Here is a 13,337-nt window from a genome sequence, read left to right as displayed (position 1 = left end):
GCAGCAGAGCTGTTCATTTCCCGCACGAGTGATGTGCATGACTGTTGGCGTTGACGCTTTCCCGTCGCGCAGCTACGGCATCATGACATTCGGCAAGAGGGATTTTGCATGGTGCACTACGCGGACGGAAGACCGAACGGCGACCTGACGCTGAGGACACTGGCCATGCCTTCAGATGCCAATGCGGCCGGCGACATCTTCGGTGGCTGGGTGATGGCGCAGATGGACCTGGCCTGTGGTATCCGTGCGGCCGAACGCGCCAAGGGCAGGGTGGTGACGGCGGCAGTGAAGGAAATGTCCTTCGCCAAGCCGATGAAGATCGGCGACACGCTTTGCATCTACACGGTCGTGGAACGAGTCGGCCGCACGTCGATGACGTTGAAGGTCGAGGCCTGGGCGCAGCGCTATCTCTCCGACCTGATGGAGATGGTGACGCATGCCGACTTCGTCATGGTCGCGCTCGACGGCGAAGGCAAGCCGAAGCCGATACCTGCTGAATGATCCTGGCCCTCAGGCCGCGGCCTTGACGCCGTCGAAACGTGCGCGTGCGGCGCTGACGCGGCCTGCATTGGCGATGGCCCATTCGGCCAGTCCCTTTACCGGGATCAGCAGTTCACGGCCAAGGTCGGTGAGCTCATAGTCGACCCGTGGCGGAATGGTCGGAAAGACCGTTCGCGTGACGAAGCCATCGCGCTCGAGACTGCGCAGCGTCGTGGTCAGCATCTTCTGCGAAATGTTGCCGATGTGGTGCTTCAATTCGTTGAAGCGTTTCGGACCTTCGCCCAGATTCTGGACGACCAGCAACGACCATTTGTCGCCGATGCGCTGCAGGATATCGCTGACTGCCAGACAGTCGCCGGTGACATGCGGGTGCCTCGGTTTCAAAAAAGTGCCTCCTTGCCAAGCGAGTTGACGGTATCAGATATAGCGTCGGTATCCAAATGATACTCCAAGTTTGCCCTTACAAGGAGCCTCCGATGTCAAAACCCAAAGTCGCCGTCGTGATCGGTTCGACGCGTGCAACCCGCTTCGCCGACGCGCCAGCAGAATGGATTGCCAAGCTCGCCGCCAAGCACAGCGAATGGGAAGTCGAGCTTGTCGATCTGCGCGACTATCCGATGCCGTTCTTCGATGAAGCAGCGTCCTCGCTGTGGGCGCCATCCAAGAACGAGGTTGCGCAGCGGTGGCAGAAGAAAGTCGATGAATTCGACGCTTTCATCTTCACGGCCAGCGAGTACACGCACGGGCCGAGCGCGGTTCTCAAGAACGCACTCGACTATGCCTATACCGAGTGGAACAAGAAGCCGGTTGGCTTTGTGGGCTACGGCGGCGTCGGCGGCGCGCGCGCGATTGAGCAGCTCCGTCTCCATGCCATCGAGCTGCAGATGGTGCCGGTACGCACCGCCGTTCATATCGTTTGGGCAGACTATATGGCCGTCAAGGGCGGCACGAAGCTGTCGGAACTCGAGCACGTCAACCAGGCCGCAGACGACATGTTGAACCAGCTTTCCTGGTACACGCACGCCCTGAAGACGGCTCGCGATGCCGATCTGGCGACGGCCGACGTCGAAGCAGCCTGAGGCTGATCTCTCTTGAGAAGGCAGCCCGCTGCCTTCTCATCCCGAATTTATGGATTTATCGCGCCGCGCCGTGCTGTCCGCCAGCAAGGCGCGTGGCAATGACCTTGTCGATGCGGCGGCCATCGAGATCGACCACTTCGAAGCGCCAACCCTGTGCGTCGACGGCCTCACCGGTGGTGGGCAGATGGGCGAAGTGCGACAGGAGATAGCCTGCGACGGTTTCGTAGTCGCGATCTTCGGGCAGATCGAAACCGAGCAGGTCGGCCATCTCATCGGCGGGCATGTAGCCGGCCAGAAGCCAGGAACCGTCCTCGCGCTGGACAGCGCTTTCCTCCTCGTCGCCGGCATCGAGGTCGGAGCGGAATACGCCGGTGATCGCTTCCAGAATGTCGGCCGGAGTGACGATGCCTTCGAAATGGCCGTATTCGTCATGGACGAGGGCCATCGGCACTTCCGATTCGCGCAAGGTCGCGAGCACGTCCAGTGCATCGGCCTGGTCGTGCACGATGGGTGCCGTCTTGACGTGCTTGCGCGGATCGAGCGCACGGCCCGCAAGCAAGGCAGCCAGAACATCTCTTGTCTGCACCACACCGACCATGGCGTCGACGCTTTCGCCCGCCGGCAGGCGTGAATGCTGCGTTTCCATCAAAAGTTTGCGGATCGTGGCGTCGTCGGCCTCCAGGTTGATCCAGTCGACATCGGTGCGCGGCGTCATGACGGCGCGCACCGCGCGGTCGCCCAGCCGCATCACGCCGGCAATCATGCGGCGTTCATCCGACTCGATCGTGCCGTGATGTTCGGCTTCGGCCACCAGCATCTTGATTTCTTCGTCGGTGACCTTTTCCTCGCTTTCGCCGCGGAAGCCGAGCAGCCACAGAACGGCGCGGCCCGAAATGTCGAGGACGAAAACGATCGGAGCCGCGACTTTCGCGAGCACCGCCATGAAGGGTGCTGCGCGGGCAGCCACACGCTCGGGATCGCGCAGCGCGATCTGCTTCGGCACCAACTCGCCCACGATAAGCGAGGCATAGGTGATTATTGCCACGACGATGCCGACGCCGACGGGATTGGCGAAACGCGGGCCGACGCCGGAATCGGCAAGGAAGCTGGCCAGCCGCTCGCCGAGCGTGGCGCCCGAAAAGGCGCCGGACAGGATGCCCACCAGTGTGATCCCGATCTGTACGGAAGACAGGAACTTGCCTGGATTGGCACCAAGCTCGAGCGCGCGCGCCGCGCCGCTGACATGGCGGTCGATCATCGCCTTGAGCCTTGCCGGACGGGCAGAGACGATGGCGAGCTCGGACATTGCCAAAAGGCCGTTCACGCAGATGAGAGCGACCACGATAGCGATTTCAGCGTAGAGCATGCGCGCTCAATAGCATTCCACCTGCCACTTCGAAAAGCGGCGGCCGGCGTTTTGTCCAAAACGTATTGAACTTCAGGCGCACCGCCAAATCAAAGTGCCGGAGCGCTTCTTTGCGTGTCCGAGTGGACGCGATGCGCTAGCGGCAGGCGCGGTAGCCATTCCTGCGGTTCTTGATATCGAAATGGAAATGGTTCCGGTGATCGTAATTGTAGCCGGGGCCGAGCACGGTGGTGAAATAATCGCAGCCGTCGGAACGAACCGAATCAAGGAAGCCACTGGTGCGGAAGGCAAACCAGCCGGGCTTGCGCACGTCGATATCATCGCCGTTGTTGAGCTCGATGCTCATCACGTCGAGCGCGTTGCCCTTGCCATGTTCTGAAAGCACTCTTTCCCCGGCGATCTTGCGGCAGGAATAGCTCGATCCCTGGTGGATGGTCTTCACGCCGGAAAAATAGCGCCAGCGCGCGGTCGGGACGAGTTCGCGCTTGGTCCAGGATGCAAAGGTCGCGGCCATGTTGCAGGTGAGCGTTGCCGCCGGCTTCATCTGGACATTGCCGATGGCGGTGACCTTAACCGGGTGCTCGATGCCGCACTGTCCTTCACGGATCGGGGAGAGGTCAGTGTAAGCGACGTCGAGGCGCTTCAGTTCGTTGCGGCAGTCGATCTCTTCCGAGGACAACTGTTCCACGGGGGACATCGGTTCGTCCATGCGCGGATAGGCCGCCGTCATGTATGGGTCCGACGGCACCAGGGTTTGCATGCCAGACAATTCCGGTGCGGCAGGCGTCATCTTCGGTACCGCAGAGGTTGTCGAGCCGACATCGACTGCTGGCTTCAGTTCGAAGACGTCGCCAGTCGTGCAGGCGGCGGCTGTCGCCAGCACGCACAACGCGGCAAGCCGCCTTGTCACGGCCCATGGTTCGCGCCTGGGTCGTCTCGCGTGAATTTCTCCGGCCATCCTTCTTCGCGTCCCTCGGGCAGTCCCCTTGAGCCAAGGGTGTTTTACGCCTCAAGGGTAAAGGAAAGCTCAGCGGCGCGGTTTACAGCTGTGGTGGAAATGGGGCAGCGGAAGGCGCTATTGGCAGAAGGTGCCGCCATTTCGGCGCGGTGCGAGGTCGAGATGCAGGTGAAGGGCATGATCGGCATCGCTGCCAGGGCCAAGCACCGTCTTGAACGGTCCGCAGGCCGCCTTGCGGATTCGGTCGATCAGCTTTGCCTGGGCCGAGGATGAGGTCTTGCCAACCTGAATGGTGGTACCGTCCACGAGCGCAAAGGCAGCAATATCCAAAGCATTGCCAAAGGCGTGCTCGGAAAGCTTGGAGCTGCCGTTGCGGGGACGGCATACGTAACCGGATGCCTGCGAGATCGATTTCAATTCCTGGCCGAGTTCGGCTTTTGCAGCCGGAACAATTGTGTCTTTGACGAAGCGGGCGATGGTCTCGGCCATGGCACAGTCAAGCTCGGCGTCGGGCGTGATTTCAACAGACGTTCCCAGCGTCTTGAGCCGCAGCGGATAGGGCAGGGAGCAACCGAGTGCGGTATCGTGCCTGGCTTCGGTATCCTCGAATTCGGCACCAAGCGCTTTCAACCGCTCGCGACATGCCATTTCCTCGGCCGGCTTCTTTTCAGCAGGGACGATTTCGGAGCGGGGATCGGGCACCGGCTTGACCACAGCGGGCTTTTGCCAATCCGGTGGCAGTTCGGGGCCCTGGAATGGCTTACGGCCATCCTGCTCCTTCGTCGTGTTGTCGGGCGCCGTATTGTTCTGCGGCGTGTCATCGGGGCGCGTCTGCGGCAGTGGCACGCTGGAGGGCGCAGGGTCTTCAGGCTTGGACACGATTTCGCCCAGGTCGCGGCGATTAGGTTCGGGAACCGGCGCCGTCGCGGGCAGATCTGGTGATTTTGCCCAGGCAGAGCCGCCTTCAAACGATGCGACGGCACCCAGTAGCGTAAATCCGATTGCCGCCAGCGACCGTTTGAACAGCGTCATGGAGCGGCAAACGGCGGTGGTGCAAATTGGTTGCGCAAATGCGGAGAACTCTTCGTTCACAATGGGTTACGGCGCTGTTGCAGAAGGCTCGCTAGGGTACCCTGCAAAGGCAGTTGACTGGCAAAGCCCGCGGCCTGAAATGGGCATCCCTCCTTCCTCCGGATTTTCCCGATGTCGCTGATTCTCTCGCCTCGCATCCTGCCGATCCTCATGCTCGTCGCCTCGAATGTCTTCATGACCTTCGCCTGGTACGGGCATCTCAAATTCAAGAGTTCGCCGATCTGGATCGCCGTCATCGGCAGCTGGCTGATCGCCTTTTTCGAATATTGGCTGGCAGTGCCGGCGAACCGCATCGGCAACCAGGTCTATTCGGCTGCGGAATTGAAGACGATCCAGGAGGTCATCACGCTGACCGTTTTTGCGGTGTTCTCCGTGCTGTATCTCAAGGAGACGCTGACCTGGAACCACGCCATCGGGTTCGCGCTGATTGCCGGCGGCGCCGCCTTCATCTTCAAGGGCTAGACCGCGAGTGTCGCGGGATGAAATCGAACTCGTCTGGCGTTATCCTGTCATCGATAAGCCAGGAGGAGTTCCCGATGCATAAGCGACTTCTGATCCATACTGCGGCAGCACTTGTCGTCATACCGTTCGTTACCGCGCAAGTTCAGGCTGCGGGAGAAGGCGGAGGAGGCAATACGCCCAGCCCGACCGTCACCAAATGCAAGAAGGGCGAGGTCTACGACAGCAAGTCCAAGAAATGCGCGCCGCCCAAGCAAGGCATGCTGGACGACGACAACATCTACGAGGCGGGTCACGACCTGGCCATGGCCGGGCGCTATGACGAAGCCATCGCGGTGCTGACGCTGGCGGCAAACAAGAAAGATCCGCGCATCCTCAACTATCTCGGCTATTCGCATCGCAAGTCCGGTCGCATCGTGGTCGGCCTCGGCTACTACGAGGAAGCGCTGCGCCAGAACCCGGACTACACTCTGGTGCGCGAATATCTGGGCGAAGCGCGCCTGCAGATGGGGGATATCGCCGGCGCGCGCGAGCAGCTTGGCGAGATCGAAAAACGGACCGGCAAACAGTCGCGCGAATACGGCATGCTGTCCGAACAGATCGATCATTACGACCGAAGCTGACGCTTTTCGGCGCAGCCGGCTGACAATGAACGTGGCGCGCGTAACAGGGGAACGGGGCCAAACGCCGCGGTCGGCGGAGCCTGCCGATGCGAGAGCAATCAAGCCGCTTTTTTGAGGTGAAAATCGGCTGGAGCTTGCTATATTACAGGAATCTGAGGTGAGACGGTTCCGTCAGTCAGAAGCTGCCGGGCCGTTTTCTTTTTGTACCCAGCGATAGGGTTGGTCCCGCTTCAGGGGCCGGCAGAAAAGGTGAGATGATGAACAAAGTGCCGATGACAGGCGGAGGTTTCGAGACTCTCAAGGAAGAGCTGCGCTGGCGCCAGCAGGAAGAGCGGCCGCGTATCATCGAAGCGATCTCCGAGGCACGTTCGCATGGCGACCTTTCGGAAAACGCCGAATATCACGCCGCCAAGGAACAGCAGAGCCTCAATGAAGGCCGTATCAGTGAACTCGAGGATCTGGTGGCACGTGCCGAGATCATTGATGTTTCCAAGCTTTCCGGCAACACCATCAAGTTCGGCGCCACCGTCGTCCTGGTTGACGAGGATACCGAAGAAAAAAAGACCTACCAGATCGTCGGCGATCAGGAGGCCGACGTGAAGGCTGGCCGCATTTCGATCTCTTCGCCGATCGCGCGCGCGCTCATCGGGAAGGGTGTCGGCGATGCCATCGAGGTCAACGCGCCTGGCGGGGCCCGCGGCTACGAGATCGTCAAGGTTCAGTTCGTCTAGGACTTGGCTATACCGGGGCCAGGCCGCCCGCGAAGAGCGGCCTGCTGCGCCCCCGGTACCCGATAACTATCGGCCCTTGACGTTCAGCAAAGTCATCGCCTCTGTGACCGCGGCCTGTGGTGTTACAGGCTGCTCGCCATGAGCGACCAGCGTCGAGGCATATTGCCCCTGCGGTCCGGTGAGGCCCGGTTCCGTCGTCAGAAAAATGGCGACGGTGGGCAGGCCGAATGCAGCGGCCAGATGGGTGAGCCCGGTATCGGCGCCGATGACGAGCGTCGAGTGACCGATCAGGCTGGCCACTTCCGATAGCGGTGACTTCGGCACCACCAGCGTTGCAGGCACAGCCTGGCCTATCGCTTCGGCTACAGCCCGCTCCTTGTCGTTCGACCAGGTCGTGACCGGCGTAAACCCTTGCGCGACAAGCAGCCTGGCGGTTTCGATCCATTCCTGAACCGGCCACTTCTTGTCCTCGCGACTGGTGCCATGCAGTAAAGTCGTGACCTGTCCTGTCGGAACCGGCGAGTTGCCGGACGGAACGGCGATACCGGAATCAAGTGTCGACAGATCCGGCTCGTAGCCGAGAGCCAACGCGAACAGGCGTCGCGTGCGTTCGATGGCATGCAGATCGCGTGGGACGCCGTAACGCTGATCGTAAAAGACGGTGGCGGCCGGTTCTCTAGCGCTGGCCTTGTCAAAGCCGGCGACCGGCGCGCCGGCAAGCTTGGCGACCAAGGCCGATTTCATCAAGCCTTGCGCGTCAAGCACCAGGTCGTAATGACCGGCGCGCAAGGTATTGCGCAGGGCACTTCCCTCCCGCCAGGTGGCCGGCGAGGCAAGCTGCTTGCGCCAGCGGCGCAGCGCGACCTTGTGGATCGTGCCGATTGCCGGATGCAGTGCCACGATGCTGGCGAAAGGTTCTTCCACGCACCAGTCGAAGCTGATGTTCGGTCGCGCGCGCAAAGCATCCTGAACAGCGGGGAAAGTGTGGATGACATCGCCCATCGACGAGGTCTTGACGATCAGCACCTTCATGCGGCGGTCGGCTGTTCGAGCAGGCGGTCGGCGGCCACGACGACCGGCTCGACACCCAGCGTGTTGAGACAGTTCATGTGGCCGAGCGGACAGACTTTCTTGTGGCAGGGCGAGCAGGAAAGCTGCAGCCATACCAGTTCCCGCCTTTCGGCGAGCGGCGGCGTGTTTTCCGGCGACGTCGAGCCATAGACGGCGACGATGGGGGTGCCAACGGCCGCGGCGACATGCATCAGGCCGCTGTCGTTGGAAACCGCCAGTTTGGCCGCGGCGATGAGATCGATGGCGTCTTCCAGGCGTGTCCTGCCGGCAAGGTCGACACAGCCGGGTGCCAGTGTCGCGATTTCTGCGGTGACGGCGCTGTCATTCTTCGAGCCGAAGAGCGCGACCTTGAAACCCCTCGCCATCATGGCGCGGGCAAAGCCGGCATAGGATGCGCTCGGCCAGCGCTTGGCTGGGCCAAACTCGGCGCCGGGCATCATCGCCACGAATTTGCCGGCCTGGAGATCGTTGTGTTCGAGCAGTGCAGCCTGGTTGGCTGCATCGACGGTCAGCTTCGGAGCCTGAAACTTGCCGCCGCGGGCCAATGAAAAGAAACCGTATGCGGTCCGGCGCTTCTCCTTCTTGGGTTGCGCCACGATGTCGGTGAGCAGGCCGTAGCGCATCTCGCGCAGATGGCCGACGCGTTTGGGAATCAGGGCAAAGAACGGTATCAGCGCCGATTTCAGGCTGCCCGGCAACACATAGGCCATGTCATAACGGCCCTTGAGCATGCGGCCGTACCTGCGGCGCACGCCGAGTTCCAATTTTCCCGATGGCACCGGCATTTCGATCTGCTGGCGAACCTCCGGCATGCGCCCCACAAGAGGGGCAGCCCATGCCGGAGCCATGACGTCGATGCCGGCGTTCGGATAGAGCTGCTTCAATGCCGAAAACAGGCATTGCGCCATGACCATGTCGCCCACCCAGCGGGGACCGATCACGAGGATCGTCGGGCTTTCAGCCATTCGACATAGTCTTTCACGCCGGTTTCCACGTCGCGGAACTGGCCGTTGTAGCCGGCAGCACGCAGGCGGGACATATCAGCTTGGGTGAAACTCTGGTAGCTGCCCTTCAGGTGATCAGGGAAGTCGACATATTCGATGCTGCCCTTGCCGAGCGAGGCGATGACCGTTTCGGCGATGGTGCGGAATGGCTGTGCGCGGCCCGTGCCGCAGTTGAAGATGCCGCTGGCGCCGCGCTTCCAAAGCCAGAGATTGACGTCGGCGACATCACCGACATGGATGAAGTCGCGGCTCTGTTCGCCTGGGCCGAAGCCATCATAGGCACCGAAGAGTTTCGGGTTCTCGCCGCGTCCAACCTGGTTGAACAGATGAAAGGCCACCGAAGCCATGGTGCCCTTGTGCTGCTCGCGCGGGCCATAAACGTTGAAATAGCGCAGGCCGGCAACCTGCGAATGACCTGGGCCGACCACGCGGCGGACATAGTCGTCGAAGAGCTTTTTCGACCAGGCGTAAACGTTGAGCGGCCGCTCGAAGTCCTGCTCTTCCTGGAATATGGAACCGCCGCCATAGACCGAAGCCGAGGATGCGTAGAGGAAGGGCACGCGCTGTTCCAGGGAGGCATGCAGCAGGCGCTTCGAGTAGGAAAAATTCACCTCCATCATGAACTTGCCGTTCCACTCGGTGGTCGTCGAGCAGGCACCCTGATGGTAAACCGCCTCGATCCGGCCGAGCTTGCCGGTCTCGAACAGCGCTGGAAACTCATCCTTGTCGAGATAGTCGGCGATCCGGAGATCGGCCAGGTTGACGATCTTGTGGCCATCGGTCAGGTCGTCGACCACGAGGATGTCGTCGTGGCCTTCCGCGTTGAGTGCGGCAACGATGTTGGAGCCGATCATGCCGGCGCCGCCGGTAACGATGATCATCGGGACCTCGAATTGTTGAGCGGATCGCGGTCCTTATAGGAGAGGTGAGGGAGCGTGTCGACAAGGGTGCTTGCTACGACAGGCCGGCAGCACTGCCGCAGTTGCACTGCCCAGATTTGCGGTATATCCGCTTGCGCATGAGCGAGTTGCACCTGTCTTCTCCCGAAATTCTTCATCGCGCGATCGCCCGGTTCGCCGATGTCACCGTGCTGGTGGTCGGCGATCTGATCCTCGACCGCTTCGTCAGCGGCGTCATCGAACGCATCTCGCCGGAAGCGCCGATCCCGGTCCTGCATGGTCGTGGCGAAACGCTGGCGGTCGGCGGCGCCGGCAATGTCGTTTCAAACATCGTCTCGTTGGGTGGCAAGGCAATTCCCGTCTCGGCGCTCGGCGACGATGCTGCCGGCCGCAATGTCATGCGCATGTTCGCCGAACTGGGCGTCGATACGGGCGGGATCCGGCAGACGCGTGATCGCATGACGTCTTCGAAGTCACGCTTCAGTGCGCTTAACCAGCAGGTACTGCGGTTCGATGAGGAGGATGTTCGCGCGCTCGACGCGGTGGAGCGGGCAAAACTGCTTGCGGATTTCCGGACAGCGCTCGCTGGAGCCGATATCGTCATTTTGTCCGACTACGGCAAAGGCACACTGCTTGATGGTGTCGCGGCGGAATTGATCGCGATCTGCCGTGAGGCAGGCAAGCCGGTTCTCGTCGATCCGAAGGGGCGGGATTATGCACGCTACCACGGTGCCACCGCAGTAACGCCCAACCGCAAGGAACTTGGCGAGGCCGTGGGCCGTTCTGTCTTCGCCGATGACGACATCGTTGCTGCCGCGCGCGAACTGATCGCGGCAAACGGTTTCGATTTCGTCGTGGCGACCCGCAGCGAAAAAGGCATGAGCGTGGTCGATGCGCAATCGGCACGCCATATCGCGACCCAGGCGCGCGAAGTGTTCGATGTTTCCGGCGCCGGCGACACGGTGATTGCCTCGTTTGCCCTCGCATTGGCGGCAGGTGCCGACCGCGCTGCCGCCGCAGCCATCGCCAATGCCGCAGGTGGAGTGGTGGTCGGGAAGCGCGGCACCGCACGGCTTACGGCCGATGAACTGACCGGAGCGCTGTTCCGCTCGCACGGCGCTGTCCACAAGGATGCGATCCTCGACACGGCAACTGCGCAGCGTCTGGTGACGACCTGGAAGCAAGAAGGTCTGACGGTCGGGTTCACAAATGGCTGCTTCGACATTCTGCATGCCGGCCATGTCAGCCTGCTCAATGCCGCGCGCAGCCAATGCGACCGGCTGGTGCTGGGATTGAACAGCGATGCCTCGGTACGGCGCCTGAAGGGACCCGACCGGCCGGTGAACGACCAGCACGACCGCGCCTGCGTGCTTGCCGCACTTGCCTCCATCGATGCCGTCGTTGTGTTCGAGGAAGATACACCGTTGAAACTGATCGAGGCACTGCAGCCCCACATTCTGGTCAAGGGCGCGGATTATACTGTCGATCAGGTGGTGGGCGCCGACGTAGTGCAGAAGGCCGGCGGCCGCGTTGTCCTGGTCGATCTCGTCGCTGGAAAAAGCACCACCGGTACCATAACCAAATTGCGCGCCCGCAGCGGAACCTGAAGCTCCATGTCCAATCTGAACGACTATCTCGTCCGCTCCGCCGCCGCGATCACAGCCATGATCGAGCGCGATCTTTCCGGTGAAATGCAGCGCGCGACCGACACGGTTGTGGGGGCATTGTCCGCAGGCAAGGCTTTGCTCATCTGCGGCAATGGCGGCTCGGCGAGTGACGCGATCCATATCGCCGGCGAACTGGTCGGGCGCTTCCTGAAGGAACGCAAGGCCTACAATGTCATCGCGCTGCCAGCCAATGCAGCCGTGCTGACGGCCTGGGGCAACGATTACGGTTTCGACACGGTTTACTCGCGGCAGGTGGAAGCGCATGGCGCGGAGGGCGCGGTGCTGCTGGCGATCTCGACCAGCGGCAATTCGCCTTCCATCCTGGCGGCTGCGGAACAGGCACGCGCCATGGGCATGACGGTGATCGGCATGACGGGCGACACCGGCGGCAAGCTGAAGCCGCTGTGCGATATCCTGCTCAACGTGCCTTCGAGTTCGACGCCGATCATCCAGCAGGGCCATATCTGCCTCTATCACTATCTTTGCGAAGAGGTGGAAAGCCGCCTGAGCAACGGTCCCGCCGCCTGATGGCAGGGGCACCGGCCTCATACCCACTCATAGAGCCAGGGTTCTGGCTGGAGCGGGTCGGCAACAGGGCCTTTCCAGATGGATGCCGGGCATTGTTCCTCGACCGGGACGGCACCATCAACGTCGATACCGGCTATCCGAGCGATCCGCGGCAAGTGGTGCTGCGCACTGAAATCCTTCCGGTCATTCAGGCGGCCAATCGAACCGGCTGGCCAGTGGTGGTCGTCACCAATCAATCGGGTATCGCGCGCGGCTATTTCGGCTGGGAGGCGTTTGGCGCCGTCAACGGCCGGGTGCTGGAGCTCTTGGGCGAGAGAGACTGTTTTGTCGATCTCGTTCTGGCCTGCGCCTATCACGAGGCGGGAGAAGGCGCCCTTGGGGCGGACGACCATCCGATGCGTAAGCCCAATCCCGGCATGCTTTTGATGGCGGCTGAGTTGCTGAGCGCCGATCTTGGCGCATCAATCATGGTCGGCGACAAAGATGCCGATATCGAAGCCGGCCGTCGGGCAGGGTTGTCGCGGTTGTTCCTGGTCGGGAAGGCGCATGCTGCAGCCGAGCAAGCAGCGATTGCCGAAATCCGGGCTACTTGCCGGCCTTGACCGCGCTCTTGTCCGCGCGGCGTTCGTCACGGGCCTCGAACAGCTTCGCTTCGGTGACGTAGGAATAGAGAAAAACCATCGCCGAATGGACGTAGCCGTAGCGGCCGCACAGGAAGTAGCGCTTGCCGACATAGAATTTCAGGAAATTGATCCAGGGCGAGAAGACCAGCCGCGACATGCTGGGCTTGTCGCCCTGCTCGACCTGAGCTTCGACCTTGAGCGACGAATAGGAGTTCGTGCGCTTCAGATCCTCGGTCAGCGAGGTCGCGCGCCGGTGCAGCAGCATCCCCTTTTCGATCAGAGCGGTGCGGCCAGGCACTCTGAAGGACTCGTGGACGCGTTGAGCAATGTCCATTGTCGCCTTGTCGCGGCGAAAGAAGCGGAAGATGCGATTGTGTGCCACCCAGCGGTGGGCGTAGCCGTAACCTTTCAGGTAGTCGCGACGGCGGACGAACCAACCATCGGTATTGTTTCTGCCCGAACTTGTAATTTCGATGATGGATTGCCTCAGCTCAGCGTCGGCGCGCTCATCTGCCTCGATGCACAAGCACCAAGGCTGCGTGGCCTGTTGTAGCGCAAAAAGCCGCTGCCTGGCGAAGCCCGGCCAGTCGTTGTGGAACAGGCGGATCGGATAGCCTTTCGCGACGTAGTCCGCGATGCATTCCAGCGTGCCGTCGGTCGAACCAGAATCCACCACCACGATCTCGGCACAGAAGTCGACGCTCCGCAGGCAGTCGGCAATCATGTCGACTTCGTT

At 61.6% G+C, this 13,337-nt stretch carries 16 protein-coding genes; 8 read left to right on the top strand and 8 right to left on the bottom strand.

Annotated features, from left to right (window positions below):
• The first annotated feature begins 108 nt into the window (after window positions 1-108).
• Entirely contained in the window at window positions 109-501 is a 393-nt protein-coding gene (locus AO692_RS13255) for an acyl-CoA thioesterase (protein ID WP_054310527.1), read from the top strand.
• Between the two features lie 9 nt (window positions 502-510).
• On the opposite strand, the gene AO692_RS13250 is transcribed toward AO692_RS13255, so the two are convergent.
• The gene (locus AO692_RS13250; RefSeq protein WP_054310526.1) at window positions 511-885 is read right to left on the bottom strand and encodes a helix-turn-helix domain-containing protein; all 375 of its coding nucleotides are present in this window, start codon (window positions 883-885) and stop codon (window positions 511-513) included.
• A 92-nt stretch (window positions 886-977) separates the two neighbouring features.
• On the opposite strand from AO692_RS13250, the gene AO692_RS13245 reads away from it, so the two are divergent.
• On the top strand, window positions 978-1,580 hold the full coding sequence (locus AO692_RS13245; protein WP_054310525.1) for an NAD(P)H-dependent oxidoreductase: 603 nt from the start codon (window positions 978-980) through the stop codon (window positions 1,578-1,580).
• Window positions 1,581-1,635: 55 nt separating this feature from the next.
• On the opposite strand, the gene AO692_RS13240 is transcribed toward AO692_RS13245, so the two are convergent.
• The 3 genes from AO692_RS13240 to AO692_RS13230 form a co-directional block, all read right to left on the bottom strand.
• On the bottom strand, window positions 1,636-2,946 hold the full coding sequence (locus AO692_RS13240) for a hemolysin family protein (protein WP_054310524.1): 1,311 nt from the start codon (window positions 2,944-2,946) through the stop codon (window positions 1,636-1,638).
• Window positions 2,947-3,082: 136 nt separating this feature from the next.
• Window positions 3,083-3,856: an extensin family protein gene (locus AO692_RS13235; protein WP_244483353.1), complete on the bottom strand. Its 774-nt coding sequence runs from the start codon at window positions 3,854-3,856 to the stop codon at window positions 3,083-3,085.
• Between the two features lie 165 nt (window positions 3,857-4,021).
• The gene (locus AO692_RS13230; protein WP_244483352.1) at window positions 4,022-4,783 is read right to left on the bottom strand and encodes an extensin family protein; all 762 of its coding nucleotides are present in this window, start codon (window positions 4,781-4,783) and stop codon (window positions 4,022-4,024) included.
• Window positions 4,784-5,107: 324 nt separating this feature from the next.
• On the opposite strand from AO692_RS13230, the gene AO692_RS13225 reads away from it, so the two are divergent.
• From AO692_RS13225 to greA, 3 genes are all read left to right on the top strand, one after another.
• Complete coding sequence (locus AO692_RS13225; protein WP_054310521.1) at window positions 5,108-5,458, top strand: DMT family protein; 351 nt, start codon at window positions 5,108-5,110, stop codon at window positions 5,456-5,458.
• Window positions 5,459-5,532: 74 nt separating this feature from the next.
• Window positions 5,533-6,078 carry a tetratricopeptide repeat protein gene (locus tag AO692_RS13220; RefSeq protein WP_054310520.1) on the top strand — a complete coding sequence of 182 codons (546 nt, stop codon included), beginning with the start codon at window positions 5,533-5,535 and terminating at the stop codon, window positions 6,076-6,078.
• 257 nt (window positions 6,079-6,335) lie between these two features.
• Window positions 6,336-6,809 (top strand): transcription elongation factor GreA, encoded by a 474-nt coding sequence (gene greA, locus AO692_RS13215; protein ID WP_054310607.1) that lies wholly within the window; start codon window positions 6,336-6,338, stop codon window positions 6,807-6,809.
• Window positions 6,810-6,875: 66 nt separating this feature from the next.
• Here greA and waaC read toward each other — a convergent pair whose 3' ends face one another.
• Genes waaC through rfaD form a run of 3 tightly spaced genes read right to left on the bottom strand, consistent with a single transcriptional unit; the run spans window position 6,876 to window position 9,765 of the window.
• Window positions 6,876-7,841 carry a lipopolysaccharide heptosyltransferase I gene (waaC, locus tag AO692_RS13210; RefSeq protein ID WP_054310519.1) on the bottom strand — a complete coding sequence of 322 codons (966 nt, stop codon included), beginning with the start codon at window positions 7,839-7,841 and terminating at the stop codon, window positions 6,876-6,878.
• The gene (gene waaF / locus AO692_RS13205) at window positions 7,838-8,845 is read right to left on the bottom strand and encodes a lipopolysaccharide heptosyltransferase II (RefSeq protein WP_054310518.1); all 1,008 of its coding nucleotides are present in this window, start codon (window positions 8,843-8,845) and stop codon (window positions 7,838-7,840) included. Before waaF ends, waaC begins: the two co-directional genes overlap by 4 nt.
• Entirely contained in the window at window positions 8,818-9,765 is a 948-nt protein-coding gene (gene rfaD / locus AO692_RS13200; protein ID WP_054310517.1) for an ADP-glyceromanno-heptose 6-epimerase, read from the bottom strand. Before rfaD ends, waaF begins: the two co-directional genes overlap by 28 nt.
• 137 nt (window positions 9,766-9,902) lie before the next feature.
• On the opposite strand from rfaD, the gene rfaE1 reads away from it, so the two are divergent.
• The 3 genes from rfaE1 (at window position 9,903) to AO692_RS13185 (ending at window position 12,580) form a co-directional block, all read left to right on the top strand.
• Complete coding sequence (gene rfaE1 / locus AO692_RS13195; RefSeq protein ID WP_054310606.1) at window positions 9,903-11,390, top strand: D-glycero-beta-D-manno-heptose-7-phosphate kinase; 1,488 nt, start codon at window positions 9,903-9,905, stop codon at window positions 11,388-11,390.
• Window positions 11,391-11,396: 6 nt separating this feature from the next.
• Entirely contained in the window at window positions 11,397-11,978 is a 582-nt protein-coding gene (locus tag AO692_RS13190) for an SIS domain-containing protein (RefSeq protein WP_054310516.1), read from the top strand.
• A gap of 92 nt (window positions 11,979-12,070) precedes the next feature.
• The gene (locus AO692_RS13185) at window positions 12,071-12,580 is read left to right on the top strand and encodes an HAD family hydrolase (RefSeq protein ID WP_054310515.1); all 510 of its coding nucleotides are present in this window, start codon (window positions 12,071-12,073) and stop codon (window positions 12,578-12,580) included.
• Here the strand turns inward: AO692_RS13185 and AO692_RS13180 are convergent.
• The coding region (locus AO692_RS13180) for a glycosyltransferase family 2 protein (protein ID WP_152979828.1) at window positions 12,564-13,337 on the bottom strand (774 nt) is incomplete at its 5' end. The genes AO692_RS13185 and AO692_RS13180 overlap by 17 nt on opposite strands.

It is taken from the genome of Mesorhizobium sp. 1M-11, from assembly GCF_001303895.1.
GTDB lineage: Bacteria > Pseudomonadota > Alphaproteobacteria > Rhizobiales > Rhizobiaceae > Mesorhizobium.
The sequence above is the reverse complement of the archived record's forward strand: the minus strand, read 5'-3'. Positions and strand labels throughout refer to the sequence as shown.